Genomic DNA, 22,122 nt, shown 5'->3' with positions numbered 1-22,122 from the left:
ATTACGGCAAAACCCCGTTGCCGGGGTACGTCGTCCAGAGAATAAAACGCTGCAAAAACCCCCGCCTCGCGATGGGCGCGGGCGGGGGCGTCACAGACGACACGCTCCTGCGCCATCGCTCGTGGCAAAACGTCTTGTGTCCGCTTGAACGTCAGGTATTCCGGCTTGGGATCCAAGACATAGTTCGATGGAGCCGCGCCTTCGCGCCCTCCCCGAACCTGGCTTGTCCTCCTCTCACGGCGGCGGGACCGCGCGGGCGTTGCACCCGACTTCCCCCGACGAACAAGAGTTCTGTTTATAATTTATGATAACACTTTTTTTCTAAATTTTGTTATGTTTAATTTATGGAAAATTAACAAGGACGTCCTTGAGGAGTTCACACGGCTGGATGCGGCTGTGGGACAGAGACCCTGCCGTCGGACGCAGCGGGTAACCTGAGAGGGACCGCTTCACGGAGCCCGTGGTGCGGGGCAATGATCTTCAAGGACCTCGTAAGGCCTTGGTTGCAGAGGCCAGGGGCGCGCTAAGTCCGTTTCACGTCTTTTCTCACCTGTGGTGATAGGGTTCTTTTGTGAAGTGATATAATAGGAGAGCACTTTTTGAAAACTTCAGTATTCCTTGCAAGGTGAGGCTGATAGCTGATGCTGCGCTATATCCTACGTAGGCTCCTGATGATGATCCCCGTGCTGATTGGCGTCACGTTCATCGTCTTTTTCATCCTGGCCCTGACGCCTGGGGACCCGGCCGCCATCATCCTGGGCGACGGCGCGACGCCGGAGCTCCTGCAGCGGACGCGGGAGGAGCTCGGCCTCAATCGGCCCATCGTCGTGCGCTACCTGATCTACATGAAGGACGCCCTGCACGGGGACCTGGGAGTTTCCTACCGCAACAAGATCGACGTCATGGACATGGTGCTGGAGCGCTTCCCCGCGACCTGCGTCCTGGCCCTGGCCGGAATTTTTGTGGCGCTCCTCATCGGGCTCCCCACCGGCATCATCTCGGCGAAGCACCAGTACACCCTGCTCGACTACACGACGACCGTCCTGTCGCTCATCGGGGTCGCCATGCCCAACTTCTGGTTCGGGCTCCTGGTGGTCCTCGTCTTCTCGCTGGGGCTCGGATGGCTGCCGTCGCAGGGGATGGGCGAGGGGTTCGTTCCCCTCGTGAAGAGCCTCGTCCTCCCCGCCCTGACGCTGGGCACGGGCTGTGCGGCGACGATCGTCAGGATGACGCGCTCCAGTATGCTCGAGGTGATCCGGCAGGACTACATCAGTACCGCGCGCTCCAAGGGCATTTCGGAGGGCGCCGTCACCATGCGGCACATGATGCGCAACGCGCTCATCCCCATCGTCACGGCGGTGGGGCTTCAATTTGGGCACCTTTTGGGCGGCGCCATGCTGACGGAGACCATCTTCTCGTGGCCGGGGCTGGGGAGGCTCATGGTGGACTCCATCAAGTCCAAGGACATGCCGCTGGTGCTGGGTTCCGTCATCTTCCTGGCCGTCATGTTCTCCGTCGTCAACCTGGTGGTCGACATCATCTACGCCTTCGTGGACCCCCGGATCAAATCTCAGTACCAGAAGGCGTGAGGTGCCGCCATGAACGATCGGATTTCGCAGGACAACGAGCAGCGAGAGCAGAGGTCCCTCTGGGAGGAGGCGTGGCGCCGGTTCCGCAAGAACCGGCTGGCCATCCTTTCTTTGGTCTTCCTGCTCCTGCTGGCCGCCGTCGCGGCGGCGACCATACTCTGGGATTTTGCCGACGGCCGGGCGTTCTACAACGCGCACGTCATCAAGCAGAACCTTCGCCTGAGGCTGAAGGGCCCCAGCGCGGAGCACATCTTCGGCCTGGACGAGTTCGGGCGCGACATGTTCCTCAGGATGCTCTGGGGAATACGCTACTCCCTCTTCATGGGGATGGCGGGCATCGCCTTTTCGACGCTCCTGGGAGGGCTCATCGGGGCCGTAGCAGGGTACTACAAGAGGCTGGACAACGTCCTGATGCGCGCCATGGACGTCCTGCTGGCGATCCCTTCCATGCTCCTGGCGACGGCCATCGTGGCGGCTCTGGGTCCGGGGCTGGTCAACGTCCTGATCGCCATCAGCATCGCCTACGTCCCGACGTTCGCCCGCACGCTCCGCGCCTCCGTGCTGACGGTCAAGGAGCAGGAGTTCATCGAGGCGGCGCGATCCGTCGGCGCGGACAACGGGCGCATCATCATGCGCTACATCGTCCCCAACTCGCTTGCCCCGCTGATCGTGCAGTCCACCCTGGGGGTCGCGGGCGCCATCCTCTCCATCGCGGGGCTGAGCTTCCTTGGGCTGGGCATCCAGCCACCGACCCCGGAGTGGGGCTCCATGCTCTCCAACGCCCGAACGTACATCCGCGATGCGTGGCACATCACCATGATCCCCGGCGCGGGGATCATGCTCACCATCCTGGCGCTCAACCTCGTGGGCGACGGCCTGCGCGACGCGCTGGACCCGAAGTTGAAGAGCTGAGGCGGCCGACATGGAAAAGCTGATCGAGATCAAGGACCTTGCCATCCACTACGAGACCGACGACGGCGTCGTCAAGGCGCTGAACTCCGTCTCGCTGAGCCTCGTCAAGGGGCGGACGCTGGGCGTGGTCGGGGAGACGGGCGCGGGGAAGACGACGCTCGGCAAGGGCGTCCTGCGGCTCATCCCCTCTCCGCCCGGACGGATCGTGTCGGGTTCGGTGCTGTTCGAGGGACAGGACCTGCTGAAGCTGTCGGAGGCGGAGATGCGCAAGATTCGGGGGCGCAGCATCTCCATGATCTTTCAGGACCCCATGACGAGCCTCAACCCCGTCATGACCGTCGGGGATCAGATCATGGAGGTCATCCAGGCGCACAAGAACCTCCGTCGTCAGGAGGCCTGGCAGGAGGCCTGCCGCATCCTGGAGATGGTGGGGATCCCCGGGCAGAGGGGCAGGGAGTATCCCCATCAGTTCTCCGGCGGGATGCGGCAGCGGGTCGGCATCGCCATCGCCCTGGCCTGCGCGCCCACGCTCCTCATCGCCGACGAGCCCACGACGGCGCTGGACGTCACCATTCAGGCTCAGGTGCTGGAGATGATTCGAGACCTCAAGAAGGCGTTGGGCACCTCCGTCATCCTCATCACCCACGACCTGGGCGTCGTTGCCCACAACTGCGACTACGTGGCGATCATCTACGCGGGAACGCTGATGGAGTACGGGGCCCTGCGCGAGATCTTCAAGTCCCCCCAGCACCCCTACACGATCGGGCTCTTTGGCTCCATCCCAAGCCTCGAGAGGAAGGCGGACCGCCTGCGCCCCATCCCCGGCCTGATGCCGGACCCGACGAACCTGCCTCCGGGCTGTCCCTTCTCGGAGCGGTGTCCCCACAGCGCGGAGGTCTGCAGCAGGGAAGTTCCCGCGCTCGTACAGCTTGGCGGCGAACACGTGGTGCGCTGCGTCCTGGCCAGAGGGAGGGTGTCGCATGACCGATGAAATCCTGAGGGTGGAGCACCTGAAGAAGTACTTCAGCACGAAGGGCGGGACGCTTCACGCGGTGGATGACGTGTCCTTCAGCATCCGCCGGCGTAGGACGCTGGGGGTGGTGGGGGAGTCGGGCTGCGGAAAATCGACGCTGGGCCGCAGCATCCTGCGGCTTCAGGAGCCGACGTCGGGCACGGTGCAGTTCAACGGAGAGGACATCCTGGGGTTCGACGCGGCGCGGCTGAAGGCGCTCCGGCGCGAGATGCAGATCGTCTTTCAGGACCCCTTCGCCTCCCTGAATCCGCGGATGACCGTCTTCGAGACGATCACGGAGCCCCTGCTGATCCAGGGCGTCTACGCCAGCCGAAAGCAGCCGGAGCTCCGGCAGAAGGTGCGCGAGATCATGTCCCTCGTCGGGCTGTCCGAGCGCCTGATCAACGCCTACCCCCACGAGCTGGACGGCGGACGGCGGCAGAGGATCGGGATCGCCCGCGCCCTGGCCCTCAGCCCGCAGTTCATCGTCTGCGACGAGCCGGTGTCGGCCCTCGACGTCTCGATCCAGGCGCAGATCCTGAACCTGATGCAGGACCTGCAGCGCGACCTGGGCCTGACCTACATGTTCATCACGCACGACCTCTCCGTCGTCAAGCACCTCTCGGACGAGATCGCCGTGATGTACCTGGGGCAGGTCGTGGAGCTGGCGTCCGCCGACGAGGTCTTCGCCAACCCGCTGCACCCCTACACGAGGGCGCTGCTCTCGGCGATCCCGACGCCGGACCCGGACTTTGAGACGGAGCGCATCATCCTGCGTGGCGAGATCTCCTCGCCGATCGACCCGAAGCCGGGCTGTCGCTTCGCCGGGCGGTGCGTCGATGCCGTGCCGGCCTGCTCGGAGGCGGACGTGCCGCTGCGTGAGGTCGCTCCCGGCCACCTCTGCGCCTGCGCGCTGTGCTGAGGCGGGCGCCACTCGAACATAACCCGGGAGGCCCCGGTTATGGTGTTTAAATTCTTTTACAGGAGGTCTGTTTTATGAAGCGGTTCCATTCGGCATTGCTCATCGCGGCGCTCGTCCTCTCGCTCTCCCAGCCGGTCGCGCTGTCGGCGGCGGAGAACAAGGACACGTTGACCTGGGCTCAAGGGGCTGACGTCACGTCTCTGGACCCCCACATCGGCAAGGAGACCCCTGCCATCATGGCGACGAACCAGATCTTCGACACGCTGTTCACGACGGACGACGAGGGAAAGATCGTGGGTCAGATCGCGGAGTCGTGGAAGTACCTCAGCGACACGGAGCTCGAGGTCCACGTCCGCAGCGGGATCAAGTTTCACGACGGCTCTCCCCTCTCGGCCTCGGACGTGAAGTTCTCCCTGGATCGGGCGATCGCCTCCACCGCGGTCTCCTACATCGTGAACTTCATCAAGGAGGTCCGCGTCGTGGACGATCACACCGTCGTCATCGAGACGGCCAAGCCCTACGCGGCGGCGCTGCGGAACCTGGCGCACCCCTCCTCGGCCATCGTTCCGGAGGCCTACGTGAAGGCCGACGAGGCGCGGTTTCGCCTGAACCCCATCGGGTCCGGTCCCTACCGGTTCGTGAGCTGGAAACAGGGGGACTCCCTGAAGCTGGAGGCCTTCGACGAGTACTACGCGGGCGCCCCAAAGACGAAGAACCTCGTGATGAAGGTCGTCCCGGAGGCCGCGCAGCGCACCATCGCTCTCGAGACGGGCGAGGTGGACATCGCAAACGACATCCAGGCCAACGACCAGCAGAAGGTCCGCGACAACCCCGACCTGACCCTGAACGAGAAGGCGGGCCTGAGCTGCTGGTACCTCTCGTTCAACATGAAGAAGAAGCCCTTTGACAACAAGCTGGTGCGCCAGGCGATCCGGCACGCCATCGACGTGAACACGATCATTGACTCCATCATGTACGGCGGAGGCGAGCCGGCGGGCGACCTCATCGCGCCGGGCGTGTTCGGCTACGCCGGCGACAAGCCCTATGCGTACGACGTCGAGCTGGCCAGGAAGCTGCTGGCCGAGGCGGGGTATCCGGACGGCTTCTCCTGCAAGCTGTGGGTGAACGACAGTCAGACCCGCATCGAGGTCTGCCAGGCCGTTCAGGCCATGCTGCTGGAGGTCGGCATCAAGTGCGAGGTGGAGGTCATGGAGTTCGGCAGCTTCATCGAGCGCACCTCCAAGGGCGAGCACGACATGGCGTACTTCGGCTGGACCACCTCGACGGCGGACGCCGATTACACCTACTATTCCCTGGTGTACTCCACGCAGACCGGCGCGCCGGGGAACCGCAGCTTCATCCAGGACCCCAGGGTCGATGAGCTGGTGGACCTGGGCCGCGGCAACACGGACGAGACGATCCGCCGCAAGGCCTACGCCGACCTGGAGCAGATCCTGCAGGACCTCTCCAACAACGCACCCCTGGTCTACAGCACGCTGAACTCCGGAACGTCCAAGAAGGTCCACGGCTTCGTCCTGGACCCCGCGGGATATCACAAGCTGGAGAACGTCACGGTCGAGAAATAGGGCTTTGCCGGGACGCCTCTAGGAGGCGGGGCTGTCGTTCCGGTCGGCAGCCCCGCTTTTCGTTGCGGGTTTACTGGCACTTCTTCTTAGAACAGGCAGACAGGCGGTTTGATATGACATGCTGAACGATCGCACCGCGGACCTGGCTTCCCTCCTGGACCGCGACGAACTCTACCAGGATTTCCTGCGGATCGCCTCCTTCGTGAGGCGCTCGGACGGCGAGGGGGAGGAGGCGGCCAGGCAGTACGTCCAATCCCGGCTTGAAGGGGCTGGCGTCTCCTGCTCTCGAAGCGCGGAGAAGGGCCTTCTGGCCTTTGGTGGGCCGGGCGTTGTGACGCTCGCCGATGGGGCGTCCGACAGGAGCTTCCCGGCCAAGGCGTGGAACTTCTCCGCGCCGGCGGACGGCGTGCGCGGCGTCGGCCACAGGATGGGCGCGGAGGACTTCCCCGTCTCGCCCCTGGACTACCTTTCCTCCCGCGTCCCGCACGGCGCAAAACAGGACCTTGCGGGGCGCGTCGTGCTGTCGCGCTCCTTCTCCCCGGAGGCCGTGCTCTCCGCCCAGGATCGCGGGGCGGCGGGCTTCGTCATCTGCTGGCCCACGGAGGGCGAGCGGGAAATCCACCAGAGCGGCGTCGCGATGATGTGGGGGACCCCCCTTCCGGAGGAGACGGGGTGGCTGCCGGGCATCCCCGTGTTGGCCGTGAACGGGGCGGACGGCCGTGAGCTGATGGGGCGGGACGGCGCGGAGCTCTCCTTGTCCTGCTCCAGCGAGGTCCGGGTTTCGGATGTCGTCCGCCTCGAGGCGTGCCTCCCCTCTACGGAGGGGCAGCCGTACTTCCTGCTGGTGGGAGCTCACCTGGACAGCAAGCACTACGGGGCTACGGACAACGCCACCGGCGCTGCACTGGCGCTGGCTCTGGCCCTGGCGGCGGCCCGCATGGAGAGGCGGCGCTTCGGCCTGAGGGTTTGCTGGTGGTCCGGACACGAGTTCGGCAAGTACGCGGGCTCCTCCAACTACGCGCGGGAGCGCTTTGAGGAGGTCCTGAAGCACTGCCTCTGCTACACGAACATCGACATGCCGGGCATGAGGGGCGCGTCGGACTTCAGCTCCGTCACCGCCGGACCGGACCTGTTCTCCCTGGCGGCCGATGCGGTGTACGGCGTCACGGGACAGCGGGGGGCCCCGGTGGGGCGCGTGCGCTCCTGGGATCAGTCCTTCCAGAACATCGGCGTGTCCCCCTTCTTCATCTGGACCTCCGCGCTGCCCCAGGGCGACCCCAACAGGACGGGGGACACCCTCATGCCCTGGTGGTGGCACACCGAGGCGGATACGGCGGACTTCTGCGATCGCCGGGTGCTGGAGACGGACGCCGAGGTCTATGCGTCGGGCCTGTCTGGCCTGATGGAAGCGGAGGGCGTGCCCTTCGACGTCGCGGCGTTGTGCGGCGCCCTGCGGGAGCGGCTTAAGGAGCTGCGGGGGGCCCTGCATCCCTGGCTGGACCTGGGGGCTTTGTGCGCGGCGCTCGACGGGTTTCAAGACGCCTGGCGGCGGCGCGGCGACGCGGACCTTGCGACGGCGCTGAGCGCCGTCAGATTGCTGAACCGGATGTACTACGCCGCCCGCGGGCCTCACCTTCAGGACTGGAGCGGGGGGGCGGGCTTCGTCCCCGGCCTTTCGGAGGCGGCCCGCCTCCTGCGGCGCGGCCCAGGGTCGGACCGCGCCCAGGCCGTCATCCTCAACTACGCGGCGTCGCAGCGGAACCGTCTTCTCCTGTTGGCCGACGCCCTGAACGCTTTGCCCCTCCAGGCAGAGGGGCGCGTGCGGGACACGGAATCGTTTTGACTTTGAAAGGCAGGCGCATGAGGTATGGGAATGTGGGATAACGCATTTGAGACAAGGTGGTCCTGTGTTTTTCTGGCGGCGTACGTCGTCGTGATGCTGCCGGTCAAGTGCTTCTACTCCACGGAGTACGTTCCGTCGTGGAAGGGGCTGCCGCTCTTCATGGTGGGCTGGTTCTGGCTCACGGTGGCCGTCATGGTCCTGATCCTGCTGTTCTACTGGCAGGCGATGGGACGCGAAGAGTATCGGGCGTTTGGAACGGAGGACTAGGGGTCCGCGTTTCCTTCAAAGCTAAGGAGGATTTTGCAAATGGACGTCAGCACGATGTTGGTGCCTGCCACGGGGACGTTCTTTCTCGTCCTGGGCGGGTACTTTCTGATCATGGCCCTGATCGGCTTCTATTCGGCGCGTGAGACGAAATCGCTGAAGGAGTTCTTCGTCATGGGCGGCAAGGCCGGCGCGATCGTCAGCGGCATCGCCTACTTTGCGACGCAATACAGCATGAGCACGTTTATGGGGGTTCCCGCCGCGTGCTACCGGCAAGGGTACCCCGGATTGACGGTCTCCGTCCCCGGCCTGGTGTTCAGCATGATCATCCCCGCTCTGGTCGTGGGCAGGAAGCTGATCAAGCTGGGGCACGAGCAGGGGTTCATGACGATGGCGGACTACCTGGGTGACCGTTACGAGTCCAACCTGCTCCGCGGCCTTCAGGCGGTCCTGATGGTGTTCTTCATGGTCCCGATGATGGGGGCGCAGATCATCGGCGCGGGCATCATCTTCAACACGTTTACGGGATACCCGGAGTGGGTCGGCGTCGTCGCGACGGGGCTCATCGTCATCGTCTACTGCATGAGCGGCGGCATCCGCGGAGCCATGCTGACGGACGTCATCCAGGGACTTCTGATGGTCGTCACGGCGGTCGTGACGTTCTTCGTGGCTCTCGACATGGGCGGCGGCCTCGAGGCCATCAACGCAAAGCTGTTTGAGCTGAACCCCGCCTACATGGCCCACCCCGGCGCAACGGGCGCCTACCCCTGGCCCGCTCTCGTCTCGATGGTGGTCATGTGGAGCTTCTTCAACATCGGAAGCCCGACGCTTGCGACGAAGTTCTTTACGATGAAGAACTACAAGGTCATGTTCAAGGCGGTCATCCTGGGGACGCTCGGCATGTGGGTGTCCGCCACGCTCATCGAGTGGGTCGGCGTCCTGGGCATCGTCTCGGTCCCCGGCCTCGAAGGGAAGCAGATGGACTTCATCGTGCCCCTGATCCTTCAGAAGGGCGTGTCCCCCGTCTTCGCGTCCCTGATGATCGCTGGGATCATGGCGGCGGGCATGTCCACGATCGACAGCCTGCTGGTCGTGTCCTCGGGCGGCATCTCGAGGGACATCTATCAGAACCTGATGAACCGAAACGCCTCGGACGCGGAGATCCTGAGGCTCTCCCGCGTCGTGACCTGCGTGTTCGGGGTCGTCGCCATCCTGTTCGGAATCTGGCGCCCCAGCGCCATCTTCGACATCATCATCTTCTCCTTTGGCGGCCTGACGATCTGGGCGACACCCGTCCTCCTGGGGCTCTACTGGAAGCGGACGACGAGTGCGGGGGCCGTCCTGGGCATCCTGACCGGCGTGCTGCTCTACATCCCGCTCTCGGCCTCACCCCAGATCCTGGAGAAGATCGGGCTGGGCGGCCTGGTGGAGATATCCTCGACCCTGAAGGGCTACACCTTCGGCTTCAACGCCCTGATCCCCACGTGGGTCGTGGCGATGATCGTCACGGTGCTCGTCAGCCTTGTGACGAAGCCGGTTTCGGAGGCGACGCTGAAGCGTCATTTCGGCTGAGAGGCGAATCCGTTTTAACCTGTCTGTATCGAGAAAGGAAGCGACTTCATGTATTTAGCGTCCTATTCGTGGAAAAAGGCCAGCGAGCTCACGGCGAAGCACGGGGAGGGGATCGTCGCCCTGCTGCCCATCGGCAACCTGGAGGAACACGGCCCCATCGGCCCCCTTGGGACGGACTACATTATTCCGGAGTCCATGGCGTCCACGATCGAGGCCAGGCTGCCGGACAAGGTGCTCGTCCTCCCCACGATGCCCTACGGCGTCAGCCCGGCGTTGAAGGCCTTCCCCGGCACGGTGGACATCGGCGAGGAGGCCCTCACGGGCGTGCTCAAGGGCATCGTGGACGCCGTGCTGAGTTGCGGCGTGCGGCGCGTGCTGTTCTTCAACGGCCACGGCGGCAACTGGCCCGCGCTGAGCACGGCGGCGCTCTACCTGTACCAGCGCGGAGGTCAGGCGGCCCAGATCGACTGGTGGGTGACCTGCGCGGAGATGAAGGCGGAGTGGAAGTGCGGCCACGGCGGCGGCATCGAGGCCTCCGCGGCCATGGCGGTGAGGCCGGACTGGGTGCACCCCGAAGACTGTTTTGCGAGCGAGGTCGTCCACTTCAGCGACGCGCTCCGTAACGTCCACATCCACAACGTCCTCTTCGAGGGCGCTACGGTGAAGATGATCCGCAACGCCAAGGACTCGATCCCGTCGGGCGACGCGGGCTACGACGACAGTCCAAGCCGCGCCAGCCGGGAGACGGGACAGGCCATCGTCGACGCCGTGGTGGACTACACGGTCCGCTTTATCGAAGAGTTCTCGAAGATCGACCTCAGCGTGGGCCGCAAGGAGGCGTGAGCCGTCCCCGGGCAGTTTCGCGTATAATAGCGGCGTGCCCTGTTGCGGGGCCGGAACACGCCCCAGGGAGGGATGCGACGAAATGGACGGGAAGAACCTGAAGAAGATTGTGGAGCTGCGCCACGAGCTGCACGCGCACCCGGAGCTCTCGATGCACGAGGGCTGGACGAAGCGGCGCCTGATGGACTTCATCGGGGCGAACACGACGCTTGCGGTGGTGGACTGCGGCGGGTGGTTCTACGCCTCCCGATACCGGGAGGGGACGCCTGCCGTCGCCTTCCGCGCGGACATGGACGCCCTGCCGATCCCGGAGACCATCTCGCTCCCCCATGCGTCGCAGAGTCCGGGCGTCTCGCACAAGTGCGGCCACGACGGGCACAGCGCCGCCCTCTGTGGCCTGGCCCTGGAGCTGGAGGCCATGGAGTGCCCCCGGTCCGTCTACCTGATCTTCCAGCAGGCGGAGGAGACGGGACAGGGAGGGGCCGCTGCGGCAGCCCTGCTGCCGGAGCGGCACGTCTCGGAGGTCTACGCCTTCCACAACCTGAGCGGCTATCCGGAGGGCAGCGTCATCCTGCGGAACGGCCTGTGCCAGTGCGCGTCCAGGGGGCTCACCGTTCGCATGACGGGCCGTCGGTCCCACGCCAGCGAGCCGGAGAAGGGGAACAACCCGGCCTTCGCCCTGGCGGCCCTGGTGACGGAGGTGAGAACCCTGTTGGCGCGCCCCCATCGGGGGATGGTGCTGGCCACGGTCGTCAACCTGTCGGTGGGCCGGCGGGACTTCGGCATCTCGCCGGGCGAGGGCACGGCGTCCATGACGCTGAGGGCTGACGACGAGGCGGAGATGGAGGCCTTCGAGGCGGAGGTGCGGGGTCGGGCCATCGCCCTGGCTGCGGCGGAGGGCCTGGAGGTGGGATTCGACGTCTCGGACCCCTTCCCGGCGACGGTGAGCGACGCCGGCTGCGTTGCCAGGGTCGAGGCGGCGGCCGGGCGGCTGGGATGTCCGGTCGTTTGGATGGAGGCCCCCTGGCGCGCGTCGGAGGACTTCGGCCACTACACGAAGCGGTGTCCCGGCGCCATCTTCTACGTCGGAAACGGCGCGAACTGGCCCGCGCTGCACACGCCGGAGTACGACTTCAACGACCGCATCCTCGAGACGGCGGTGGACGTGTTCCGCGAGGTCTACCGGGGCGCGTAGCCGCCGGAAAAACGCCTTCTCGTTCAAGGAGGCGCCTGTGAAAGCACAAGGCAGCGCCCGGCTTAACGCCGGGCGCTGCCTTGTGCGTAGGGCTTTCGTGTCGCTCAAAGGAGGCGACGCGAAACATGCTACAACTCCTGAAGGTATTGAAAGAAATCTCGAATGGCCTTGCCGTTGGTCCATGCGATGTTGACGGAATGGCAGAGCTGTAGCTCCCCCTCGTTGTGGATCAGGGTGTGGCAGACGAAGGCTCTGTCCGAAAATTCGAGATCGAACTTGAATCGGATGTTGAAGCTCTCGTCCATGGCCATGTACTTGCCCTCGTCGGACACGTACAACACCAGCCCCTTGTTCAGCATGGTCCTCTCAAGGTACTCCACGATGACGCTCGAGATGTTTTTCATCCGGTACCTCCTTGTCAGCGGCGCCCGCGGTCCCCCGAGGCGGCTAGTCGTCGTGCTTTTCCATCGGAATGGCCGCCATTCCGTGCTTCGTTCGGTAGTCGTTCAGCGCGGCGTGAATGGCCTCCTCCGCCAGGACCGAACAGTGCATCTTGACGGGTGGAAGTCCGTCAAGCGCCTCGGCTACGGCCTGATTGGTCATGTCCCAGGCCTCGTCGATGGTCTTGCCCTTGATGAGCTCGGTCGCCATGCTCGACGAGGCGATGGCCGACGCGCACCCGAACGTCTTGAACTTCACGTCCTCGATGACGTTCCGGTCGTTCACCTTCAGGTAGATCTTCATGATGTCCCCGCACCTGGGGTTCCCCGCCTCACCCACCCCATCCGCGTCCTTGAGCTCGCCCACGTTGCGCGGATTGGTGAAGTGATCCATCACCTTCTGACTGTAATCCAGTGCCATGCTATCCCCTCCAGAAAGGGTGCTCTTATTGTATCTCATTCTCTCCGGGAACGAAAGAATTTCCGGCAAACGTTAAAGACATGGAACGAAACGGGGCTTGAGTTTCCCATGACGGGGAGGCGCCCTCGCCTCGGTCTACGGCTCGCCGACCCCCTTGAGGTAGTCCTCCCACAGGGGGGACATCTCGCGGCGCCGGGCCACGATCTTCGGCAGCACGTCCAACACGTAGTCGATGTCCTCGTCCGTCGTCTCCCGCCCAAGCGTCAGGCGCAGGGAGCCGTGGGCCATCTCGTGGGACAGGCCCAGGGCCAGCAGCACGTGGGACGGGTCCAGGGACTCGGAGGAACAGGCGCTGCCCGTGGAGGCGTAGATGCCCTTCGCGTCCAGGTCCAGCAGGAGCGTCTCGCCCTCGACGCCGATGAAGCTGAAGTTCGCGTTGTTGGGCAGGCGAAGCCCGCCCCGGGCGCCGTTCAGCTTCGCGTGGGGGACCTTCGTCAGGACGCCGTCGATCAGTCGGTCCCTCAGGGAGACGATGCGGGGCCTGTCCTGAGAGAGCCGGGACTTCATGAGGAGAATGGCCGCCCCCAGCCCCACGATGCCCGCGGTGTTCTCCGTGCTGGCGCGCCGCCCGTGCTCCTGGGCGCCGCCGTGCATGAAGTTCTCCAGGCGCAGGCCCTTTCTCAGGTAAAAGGCCCCCGTCCCCTTAGGGCCGTACATCTTGTGCGCGGACAGGGAGAGCATGTCGATGTTCAGCGCCCGGACGTCGATGTCCAGCTGGGCCGCCGCCTGCACGGCGTCCGTGTGGAACGGGATGCCGCGCTCGCGGCACAGGGCGCCGATCTCCCCGATGGGCTGGATGGTCCCCACCTCGTTGTTGGCGAACATCACGGAAACCAGTCCCGTCCGGTCCGTCAGGGCGTCCTTCAGGTCCGAGGCGCTCACCCGCCCATCGGGGTCCACGGGCAGGTAGGTGACCGTGAGGCCCTCCACCTTCTCCAGGTAGGCCGCCGTGTGGAGGACGGCGTGGTGTTCGATTTGGGTCGTGATCAGGTGGTCCTTGCCCTGGGCGCGCATCCGCTCCATCGTGCCCTTCAAGGCCCAGTTGTCCGCCTCGGTGCCGCTGGCGGTGAAGTAGACCTCCGACGGGTCCGCGGAGAGCGCGGCCGCCACCTGTTCCCTGGCCTTTTCGATGGCTGCCCGGCTCCCACGGGAGAGGGAGTAGACGGAGGACGGGTTGCCGTAGACTTCCGTGAAATAGGGCGTCATCGCCTCCAGGACCTGGGGGTCCGTGGGCGTCGTCGCCGCGTGATCCATGTAAACGCTCTTCATAGCGCAGAGCCTCCCTTCCGCAGGTCCACTGGTGCGCCCCGCAGTCCATCCTGGTTTTTCGACCGTCTCCACCCGCTGCAAGGGGCGGGACCACTCCCGTCCCGCGCGCCTATGGGCGGATCTCCTGATGCTTCAACGCGCGCGCCACGGCGGCGCGCCGCAGCGGGTCCACCGTCTTTCTTGCCCGGAGCGTCCTGTCCTTTTTGGCGAGGTCCTCCAGGGTCGTGCCGTCCAGAATGCCGTCGATGGAGATACGCAGCCTGTTCCACAGGTCGAAGGTCGAGCAGGTGGCGGCGTTCGCACAGCCCTTTTCGCTCTGACAGGAGCCGAAGAGGATCTCCTCGCCCAGCGCGGCGATGACCTCCGACAGCGTGATCTCCTTCGCCGGACGTGCAAGGAGATAGCCGCCCTGAGCCCCTCGAACGCTCTTCAGGATGTTGCTGCGGCGCAGCTTTGCGAAGAGCTGTTCGAGGTAGTTTACCGGGATGCTTTGACGCCGCGCGATATCGCTGACGGAAACCGGCGCGTCCTGCTGCTGAACGCAGAGGTCCGTCAGCGCTCTCAGTCCGTATCGGGTCGTGGTTGACAGCTTCATTGCGTCATCTCCCTTCTTCCGCAAAGCATAACATATCGTATTAAGCCCATCAAGATTTGAAACGTCATGCGTTTGACGTATTTTGGCGCTTTCGCATGTCCGTTTTTTTATATGACATGCTATAGTTATAAAAACCGGTAAAAACGCCTGAACCCTTGAAAGCGCTTTGTTAATAAGCTAAAGTGATCTTTCGGGTCGCTGGGCTGCCGTTCAACCGACCCGATCCAATCGAGAGGAGATGCTTTTGTATGGCTGTGGACGAGAGGGTAACGTTGTCGCTGGACTTTCCCGACGGGCTTCCTGCGCTCCCGAAGTTCGACCCGCAGTACCGCCGCGCGCCGGACCGGGGGTACACCCTGAACGAGAAGGAGACGGTGCTGGCCCTGGCCAACGCGCTGCGCTACATCCCGGAGCGCTTTCATCGGGAGCTTGCGCCGGAGTTTCTGGAGGAGCTGCGCACCCGGGGCCGCATCTACGGCTACCGCTTCCGCCCCGAGGGCAAACTGTGGGGCAAACCCATCGGCGAGTACCGGGGGCGCTCTGCGGAGGGGCGCGCCTTCCAGGTGATGATCGACAACAACCTGGACTTCGACGTGGCGCTCTACCCCTACGAGCTGGTCACCTACGGCGAGACGGGGCAGGTGTGTCAGAACTGGATGCAGTACCTCCTCATCAAAAGGTACCTGGAAAACCTGACCCAGGACCAGACGCTGGTGGTGGAGTCGGGGCACCCCCTGGGGCTCTTCCGCTCCAGGCCGGAGGCGCCGCGGGTAGTCGTCACCAACGCCCTGATGGTGGGGCTCTTCGACAATCAGGAGGAGTGGCACCGCGCCATGCAGCTCGGCGTGGCGAACTACGGCCAGATGACCGCGGGCGGCTGGATGTACATCGGCCCTCAGGGCATCGTGCACGGCACGTTCAACACGGTGCTCAACGCCGGGCGAAAGAAGTTCGGCAACAAGCCGGACGTGCTGAAGGGGCGGCTCTTCGTCACGTCGGGCCTGGGCGGCATGAGCGGCGCACAGCCCAAGGCCGCGGACATCGCGGGCTGCGTCTCCATCACGGCGGAGGTGGACGAGTCCCGCATCCGGACGCGCCACGATCAGGGCTGGGTGCAGGAGGTCTGCCGGACGCCGAAGGAGGCCTTTGACCGGGCCCGGGAGCAGATGAAGAAGGACGATGTCCACTCCATCGCCTTCCACGGCAACGTGGTGGACCTGCTTCAGTACGCCGTGGACCAGGGCATCGGCATCGACCTGCTCTCCGATCAGACCAGCTGCCACGCGGCCTACGACGGGGGCTACTGCCCGGCGGGCATCACGTTCGAGGAGCGCACGCGCCTCCTGAAGGAGGACCCGGCGCGGTACCGCACGCTGGTGGACGAGACGCTGAAGCGCCATTTCCATTTGATCAAGACGCTGGTGGACCGCGGAACGTACTTCTTCGACTACGGCAACGCCTTCCTGCGCACGGTGTTCGACGCGGGCGTCACCGAGATCGCGAAGAACGGCAAGGACACCTACGACGGCTTCATCTTCCCGAGCTACGTGGAGGACATCATGGGGCCCATGCTGTTCGACTACGGCTACGGACCCTTCCGCTGGTGCTGTCTGTCCCGCGACCCGGAGGACCTGCGGAGGACGGATCGAGCGGCCATGGACTGCATCGACCCGGAGCGCCGTCAGCAGGACAAGGACAACTGGGTCTGGATCCGGGACGCGGAGAAGAACGCTCTCGTGGTGGGGACCCAATGCCGCATCCTGTATCAGGATGCGGAGGGGCGCGTGCGCATCGCGCTGAAGTTCAACGAGATGGTGCGCAACGGGGAGATCGGGCCGGTGATGCTGGGCCGCGACCACCACGACGTGTCGGGGACGGACTCGCCCTTCCGGGAGACGGCCAACATCAAGGACGGCAGCAACGTCATGGCGGACATGGCGGTGCAGTGCTTTGCGGGCAACGCGGCGCGCGGCATGAGCCTCGTGGCGCTGCACAACGGCGGCGGCGTGGGCATCGGCCGGGCGATCAACGGCGGCTTCGGCCTGGTGCTGGACGGCTCCTTCCGCGTGGACGACGTCATCCGAAGCGCGATGAGCTGGGACGTCATGGGCGGCGTGGCGCGTCGGGCCTGGGCCCGGAACGAGGCGGCGCTCGAGACGTCGGCCGAGTTCAACAAAAAGCGCACGGGGGAGCACATCACCCTGCCGTACTTGGCGGACATGGACTACCTGAAGGACCTCGTGGCAAAGGACTAGAGGCTCGTCCGCAGGAACGCCTAAATTGAGGAGGGGTCGGGGTCTGCCCGACCCCTTTTGATATAATAGGCCCCACGAGGCGCGGCGCATGGGTTTGTACGGTGGATGCGGCGCAGGGGCGGGGCCCGGCGGCCTGGCCCCCTGAGATGGGAGAAATGACACGATGATCGTAGAGGGTTTTGGAGTGGAGGAGCTGGCGGGCGAGAGTTTGATCCGTGAGGTGGTCTACCGCGGCGTGAGCTCTCCGGAGACGGTCGGGCGCGAGAAGATGCGCCGGATGGAGGAGCGCGCCGTCAAGAAGTTCGGCATTCCCAGCCTCCTCCTGATGGAGAACGCCGCCCTGGCGGTGGTGCACGAGGTGGAGGACTACAGCGCGTTCGCTGTGGTCTGCGCGCCGGGGGGCAACGGAGGCGATGGCCTGGCCGTGGCGCGGCACCTGTGCCTTCTGGGGCGCGACGTCCGCGTCTACCTGGTCGGCGACCCCGAGGGCGGGTCCGCGGACTTCAGGACGAACCTGGAGATCATGAGAAGGATGTCCCCGGAGTCGATCTACGCGCTGACGGACGAGAGCTTCAAGGACTTCGAGTACGCCCTGAAGGGCTGCGAAACCTGCATTGACGCGATGTTCGGCATCGGCCTGAACCGCCCCGTGGAGGGCCTTCCTCGGCGTGCCATCGAGGCGATGAACCGGTACGCCCTCCACATCGTGTCCGTGGATGTCCCGTCGGGCGTTGACGCCGACACGGGAGAGGTCCTGGGCGCGGCGGTGTGCGCGCACAAGACCGTCACCTTCCATCGGGTGAAGCCCTGCCTTGACCTGGCGCCGCAGTACGCCGGCGACGTCGTCGTGGCCTACGTGGGAATTCCCTGAGCCGGTGGGCCGTCCGGTCCGGCCGACTCAGGGCGTTTCAAACAGTTTTTTGGAGGTGTTGTGTTCTGTTGAGTCGTAAGGGTTTTGCGTTGTTCCTGTTCTGTCTGTCCTGCGTTGCCGTCCTGGCCGTGCGGGGAGCGAACGGAGCGCCTGAAAAGCAGCGAGGAAACGGGGAGATGGAATCCGTGGAGAGCAGGACGAATGGAGAGAGCAAGGAGGAGCTGAGGCAGCGGATCGGGGACCTGGCCTGGAACGTCACCCAGAACTCCGCGACGGAGATGGCCTTCAGCGGGGAGTACGACCATTTCTTCGAGAAGGGCGTCTACGTGGACGTCGTGAGCGGGAAGCCCCTGTTCTCCTCCAAGGACAAGTTCGACTCCGGGTGCGGCTGGCCCGCCTTTTCCAAGAGCATCGCGCCGGAGGCGGTGTCCCTGCGGGGCGACTCGTCCCACGGGATGACGCGCGTCGAGGTTCGGAGCGCGGGCGCGGACTCCCACCTCGGGCACGTCTTCGAGGACGGCCCGGCGGAGCGGGGCGGAAAGAGGTTCTGCATCAACTCCGCGGCGCTTCGCTTCATCCCCTTTGACGGGATGGAGGCCGCGGGGCTGGGCCGCCTGAAGCGGGAGCTGTGGCCGGCGGAGACAGCGGCGGAGGAGGCTGCGGGACACGGGAAGGACGTCCGGATCGTCTACCTGGCGGGCGGCTGCTTCTGGGGGATGCAGAAGTTCCTGGACCAGTTCGACGGGGTGGTGGAGACGGAGGTGGGTTACGCCAACGGAAACGGCGTGGAGCCAACCTACCAGCAGGTCTGCAGGGAGAATACGGGGCACGCGGAGACGGTGAAAGTCCTCTATGACGAGGCGAAGCTCCCGCTGCGGCGCCTTCTGGAGCACTACTTCATGGCGATCGATCCCTTCTCCAGGGACCATCAGGGAGGGGACTACGGCCGGCAGTACCGGACGGGAATCTACTACACGGACCCCGCGCAACAGGAGGCCATCCGCGAGGCCTGCGCCGCAGTTGAGGAGAAGGAGGGGAAGGCGCTCGCGGTGGAGGTGCTGCCCATCGACAACTTCTCGCGGGCGGAGGAATTCCATCAGAAGTACCTGGACAAGAATCCGGGTGGCTACTGCCACATACCGGAGCGCCTGCTGAAGCTGAAGTAGGACGAAAATCGAGAGGGGCGGGCGCTGAAGCGCCCGCCCCTCTTCATCAAATCCTGGGAGTTTTTCACATTGCGAGTTTTAAGTATAACGGCTTATTGCAAAATCACAGGCCTCATAATTACTTAATACATTGAAGTTTTTCGTCTTCAGGTAAAAATATATGAATGATAATGGTATGGACCGCGCTTATAGTTATTATTTGGCAGCTTGCACACTGCTTGAATGTAAAAATGTCAGCGAAGCGCTTAAATTGTTTCAGAAATCGCTTATGCTAGACAAGCACTTCAAAACATTAGAGAAAATATCGCTTTGCTATCAAAAACTTGGATCGATTAATATGGCTCTCAAGTATATTGAATTAGCCTTTGACGCAAATTCTAGAAACAACAAAACTGCGTATATCTTTGCAGAGCAACTAAAACGTAATGGCAATACTGCTAAAGCGAAGGAGATCCTTCAGTCCATATTGAAAGTAAATCCATCTTACAAGAAAGCCAAGATGCTTTTAAACGATATAGTTGAAATTTAATTTCTAACGTCAAGTTTAAATCCATCGGTTTCCGATAAAGTTGTGGCTGTGCTGGCCGAGCATGGTAGGAGAGCGATGGGGAGATAAAGATGCTAGATTGTCAAGCCAAAAGCAACAGGTAAATTGAAAAAGGCCTCATTAGGGGTACGAAAGCCGAGACACTTTCTGGGACGGTTGTTCAGCTGTTCTACAATCCGCAGAACATCGTCGTTCCGAACCTCTCGGAAGTCGATTCCCTTGGGCAAATACTCGCAAATGAGTCCGTTCGTGTTTTCATTCGTACCACGCTCCCAGGGGCTGTGGGGATGGGCGAAGTACACAGGGACCCCCAAGGCAGCGGATACTTCCTTGTGTCGCGCAAACTCCTTTCCGTTGTCTGTCGTCAGGCTGCGGCACTCCACCCCCTCGAGCAGACGGATCAGGGCGGCCTGAACAGCAGCCGCCGTCTTGTCCTCTATCTTTTGGAGGAAGGCTTAGAATGTCCTTCACTGGCTGTTATTGTTTGGATAAGGAGGAGCCCATTTGTCTATTGTATATCTGTTATACCACATCTATGAGTATGGTGACGAGAACGAGCATGAGGAGCTCAAAACCCTGGGGATATATTCAAGCGAGGCAAAAGCCAAAGCGGCTATACAATACTATAAAGATCTGAGTGGCTTTTCAAAATATCCGCTGTCCTGTTTCGTCATCGACTCATACAGAGTGGATGCGAATGCGGAATGGCGGGGTGGTTTTTGTAACGTAGACGATATCTACTCTGATTTAGACAATCTGGCGCAATGTTTTACCGAATGGACCGAGGGACGATATACGTTGTTCGAGGATGTTTATAACTCGCCGCTGCTTAACGATGTCTATAGTCTTTCGTGTCAAGAAAGAAACCCGAAAGCCCTTACAGATAGGCTGCAGGAAATCTGGCACAAATACTTTCCGCAAATCAGATATAAAAAAGATGACTTTTTATGTCTGGCGGACAAAATAATCTCAACGATATCAGGTAAAACAAATAAGGCGGACAAAGACGAAGGAACCTTTCAAACAACCTCACCAGTAAGAGCCATTACAAAGGAATCAGAGCATTTTGCCTGTCTTTGTAAAGGCGGTTCGGTGCAGCAAGTTCAAAATGCGCTTCATGCCGGAACGGATATTAACGCAAAGAACGAGTTCGGCAGGACGGCTCTGACGTGGGCAGCGCGGGACAACACGAATCCGGAGGTCCTCAAGCTGTTGCTCGATGCCGGTGCGGACATACGGGCGAAGGACGAAGAGGGCAGGACGGCTCTGACGTGGGCAGCGCGGGACAACACGAACCCGGAGGTCCTCAAGCTGTTGCTCGATGCCGGTGCGGACGTACGGGCGAAGGACGAAGAGGGCAGGACAGCTCTGATGTGGGCAGCACGGGACAACACGAACCCGGAGGTTCTCAAGCTGTTGCTTGAGAACGGTGCGGACGTACGGGCGAAGGACGAAGAGGGCAGGACGGCTCTGACGTGGGCAGCACGGGACAACACGAACCCGGAGGTCCTCAAGCGGTTACTCGATGCCGGTGCGGACATACGGGCGAAGGACGAGAAGGGCAGGACGGCTCTGATGTGGGCAGCACGGGACAACACGAACCCGGAGGTCCTCAAGCGGTTACTCGATGCCGGTGCGGACATACGGGCGAAGGACGAGAAGGGCAGGACGGCTCTGATGTGGGCCGCGCGGGACAACACGAACCCGGAAGTGGTCAGAGTATTGCTTGAGGCTGGAACAGATGCTAACATAAAGGATAACAAGGGATTAACGGCATTGATGCTGGCAGCGAAATGGAATTCGGACGGGGTCGTGAACACATTGCTTGATTCCGGTGCGGATATCGCCATCAAAGATGACGAGGAGAAACAAGCTGCTGATTACGCGCAAGAGAACAAAAAATTGCAGAGCACGGACACGCTTAGACGGCTGTGGGGCATATGCTGGTAAATCAAGGCAGAGCTTAAGTTTCAGTGAAGCCTTATTGAGGCTCAAACCCGTTGTTGTGTGGGTTAAGCGAACTCTGGCCTTGCTCTCGTTCGGTTCGGAAGAAAAGTGCACAAAATCTGCCTCGGCGACACGTTAAAAACTTTGCCTGCGGCTTGGAAAGGCCCCTGGTACCTTGACAATCGAATAAAAGGTATTGTGCCACGGTGCAGGAGGGCGCGAACGTGGCGGTGGAGGAGTACGGTTACGACTGGCGCGGCAACCGCATCCGGAAGTCGCGGGAGGGCGTCACGGTCCGGTATCATAAATAGGTTGGAGAGTAGTTTTTTTGTTCGGTGCACATGGAAAAAACTACTCTCCGCAATCAGTTTGGAGGGAAGGCGGATTGCGGGGAGAAATAGTCTTTGGAATCTATAGCAACAACATGGAATTTGGAGAGGAAATGGATGCAAAACTTGGGCTAATTCATACAAAAATTGGTAAAAAGGGAGACTTCTTTATGGGAAACCCCAATCTCCCGATATCAATAAACTCGTGGCGCTATGAAATGTCTTTTTGCGGATGCGACGATTTTACGACTAAAGCTCGAGACTTTTCAGAATCATTAAAGGCCAGAAAGGAAGTCATTGCAGAACTGCAGAAAAATAAGGATTATGAGGTGCGTATTACGTTTTATATACGTGCAGGAGATAATCAGATTGGCTATGCTCTAGATGCTGAAACAATGAATAATTTGTCGGCGCTGAAACTTGATTGTGGGTTCGACTTAATTTTATGGGGAGAAGAGGATGACGTATGATTTTCCCCTCTACT

At 62.4% G+C, this 22,122-nt stretch carries 21 protein-coding genes and 1 riboswitch; of the genes, 16 read left to right on the top strand and 5 right to left on the bottom strand.

Annotation, left to right across the window (positions count from 1 at the left end; translation table 11 throughout):
* Positions 1-132: 132 nt before the first annotated feature.
* Positions 133-330, bottom strand: a riboswitch (cobalamin riboswitch).
* 311 nt (positions 331-641) lie between these two features.
* From ACK28C_RS03175 to ACK28C_RS03130, 10 genes are all read left to right on the top strand, one after another.
* Entirely contained in the window at positions 642-1,589 is a 948-nt protein-coding gene (locus ACK28C_RS03175; protein ID WP_409152438.1) for an ABC transporter permease, read from the top strand.
* A 9-nt stretch (positions 1,590-1,598) separates the two neighbouring features.
* The gene (locus ACK28C_RS03170) at positions 1,599-2,501 is read left to right on the top strand and encodes an ABC transporter permease (protein WP_015556171.1); all 903 of its coding nucleotides are present in this window, start codon (positions 1,599-1,601) and stop codon (positions 2,499-2,501) included.
* Positions 2,502-2,511: 10 nt separating this feature from the next.
* Positions 2,512-3,492, top strand: coding sequence for an ABC transporter ATP-binding protein (locus ACK28C_RS03165; RefSeq protein ID WP_409152437.1), 981 nt, complete (start codon positions 2,512-2,514; stop codon positions 3,490-3,492).
* Positions 3,482-4,435, top strand: a complete 954-nt coding sequence (locus tag ACK28C_RS03160; RefSeq protein ID WP_409152436.1) for an ABC transporter ATP-binding protein — start codon at positions 3,482-3,484, stop codon at positions 4,433-4,435. Before ACK28C_RS03165 ends, ACK28C_RS03160 begins: the two co-directional genes overlap by 11 nt.
* Before the next feature lie 74 nt (positions 4,436-4,509).
* On the top strand, positions 4,510-6,021 hold the full coding sequence (locus tag ACK28C_RS03155; protein WP_015556119.1) for an ABC transporter substrate-binding protein: 1,512 nt from the start codon (positions 4,510-4,512) through the stop codon (positions 6,019-6,021).
* A 118-nt stretch (positions 6,022-6,139) separates the two neighbouring features.
* Positions 6,140-7,864, top strand: coding sequence for a M28 family peptidase (locus ACK28C_RS03150; protein WP_409152435.1), 1,725 nt, complete (start codon positions 6,140-6,142; stop codon positions 7,862-7,864).
* Between the two features lie 30 nt (positions 7,865-7,894).
* Positions 7,895-8,131, top strand: a complete 237-nt coding sequence (locus ACK28C_RS03145) for a hypothetical protein (protein ID WP_015556120.1) — start codon at positions 7,895-7,897, stop codon at positions 8,129-8,131.
* Between the two features lie 39 nt (positions 8,132-8,170).
* On the top strand, positions 8,171-9,700 hold the full coding sequence (locus ACK28C_RS03140) for a sodium:solute symporter family protein (protein WP_015556121.1): 1,530 nt from the start codon (positions 8,171-8,173) through the stop codon (positions 9,698-9,700).
* Between the two features lie 48 nt (positions 9,701-9,748).
* A complete protein-coding gene (locus ACK28C_RS03135; RefSeq protein ID WP_409152434.1) occupies positions 9,749-10,543 on the top strand; it encodes a creatininase family protein in 795 nt (264 codons plus the stop codon).
* A gap of 82 nt (positions 10,544-10,625) precedes the next feature.
* Positions 10,626-11,738, top strand: coding sequence for a M20 family metallopeptidase (locus ACK28C_RS03130; protein WP_015556122.1), 1,113 nt, complete (start codon positions 10,626-10,628; stop codon positions 11,736-11,738).
* A gap of 128 nt (positions 11,739-11,866) precedes the next feature.
* On the opposite strand, the gene ACK28C_RS03125 is transcribed toward ACK28C_RS03130, so the two are convergent.
* The 4 genes from ACK28C_RS03125 to ACK28C_RS03110 form a co-directional block, all read right to left on the bottom strand.
* Positions 11,867-12,142: a hypothetical protein gene (locus ACK28C_RS03125; protein ID WP_015556123.1), complete on the bottom strand. Its 276-nt coding sequence runs from the start codon at positions 12,140-12,142 to the stop codon at positions 11,867-11,869.
* A gap of 43 nt (positions 12,143-12,185) precedes the next feature.
* Positions 12,186-12,599 carry a Fe-S cluster assembly scaffold protein NifU gene (nifU, locus tag ACK28C_RS03120; protein ID WP_015556124.1) on the bottom strand — a complete coding sequence of 138 codons (414 nt, stop codon included), beginning with the start codon at positions 12,597-12,599 and terminating at the stop codon, positions 12,186-12,188.
* A gap of 135 nt (positions 12,600-12,734) precedes the next feature.
* Positions 12,735-13,928, bottom strand: coding sequence for a cysteine desulfurase NifS (nifS, locus tag ACK28C_RS03115; protein WP_015556125.1), 1,194 nt, complete (start codon positions 13,926-13,928; stop codon positions 12,735-12,737).
* A gap of 109 nt (positions 13,929-14,037) precedes the next feature.
* A complete protein-coding gene (locus tag ACK28C_RS03110; protein WP_015556126.1) occupies positions 14,038-14,523 on the bottom strand; it encodes an Rrf2 family transcriptional regulator in 486 nt (161 codons plus the stop codon).
* Between the two features lie 248 nt (positions 14,524-14,771).
* Between ACK28C_RS03110 and ACK28C_RS03105 the strand changes: the two genes are divergently transcribed.
* The 4 genes from ACK28C_RS03105 (at position 14,772) to ACK28C_RS03090 (ending at position 19,344) form a co-directional block, all read left to right on the top strand.
* Positions 14,772-16,778 carry a urocanate hydratase gene (locus ACK28C_RS03105; protein WP_015556127.1) on the top strand — a complete coding sequence of 669 codons (2,007 nt, stop codon included), beginning with the start codon at positions 14,772-14,774 and terminating at the stop codon, positions 16,776-16,778.
* A gap of 163 nt (positions 16,779-16,941) precedes the next feature.
* Entirely contained in the window at positions 16,942-17,649 is a 708-nt protein-coding gene (locus ACK28C_RS03100) for an NAD(P)H-hydrate epimerase (RefSeq protein ID WP_015556128.1), read from the top strand.
* 68 nt (positions 17,650-17,717) lie between these two features.
* Complete coding sequence (msrB, locus tag ACK28C_RS03095; protein ID WP_208872651.1) at positions 17,718-18,815, top strand: peptide-methionine (R)-S-oxide reductase MsrB; 1,098 nt, start codon at positions 17,718-17,720, stop codon at positions 18,813-18,815.
* 160 nt (positions 18,816-18,975) lie between these two features.
* A complete protein-coding gene (locus ACK28C_RS03090; protein ID WP_208872652.1) occupies positions 18,976-19,344 on the top strand; it encodes a hypothetical protein in 369 nt (122 codons plus the stop codon).
* Between the two features lie 92 nt (positions 19,345-19,436).
* Here the strand turns inward: ACK28C_RS03090 and ACK28C_RS03085 are convergent, their stop codons facing one another.
* Positions 19,437-19,802: an IS30 family transposase gene (locus ACK28C_RS03085; protein WP_279369740.1), complete on the bottom strand. Its 366-nt coding sequence runs from the start codon at positions 19,800-19,802 to the stop codon at positions 19,437-19,439.
* A 64-nt stretch (positions 19,803-19,866) separates the two neighbouring features.
* Here ACK28C_RS03085 and ACK28C_RS03080 point away from each other — a divergent pair, with 64 nt between their 5' ends.
* Together ACK28C_RS03080 and ACK28C_RS03075 are read left to right on the top strand one after the other, a co-directional pair.
* Positions 19,867-21,312, top strand: a complete 1,446-nt coding sequence (locus tag ACK28C_RS03080) for an ankyrin repeat domain-containing protein (RefSeq protein WP_409152433.1) — start codon at positions 19,867-19,869, stop codon at positions 21,310-21,312.
* Between the two features lie 325 nt (positions 21,313-21,637).
* Positions 21,638-22,108: a DUF4279 domain-containing protein gene (locus tag ACK28C_RS03075; RefSeq protein ID WP_208872655.1), complete on the top strand. Its 471-nt coding sequence runs from the start codon at positions 21,638-21,640 to the stop codon at positions 22,106-22,108.
* Positions 22,109-22,122: the final 14 nt, after the last annotated feature.

Origin of the sequence: Fretibacterium fastidiosum (assembly GCF_964642095.1) — a bacterium.
GTDB classification, from domain to species: Bacteria; Synergistota; Synergistia; order Synergistales; family Aminobacteriaceae; genus Fretibacterium; species Fretibacterium fastidiosum.
The sequence above is the reverse complement of the archived record's forward strand: the minus strand, read 5'-3'. Positions and strand labels throughout refer to the sequence as shown.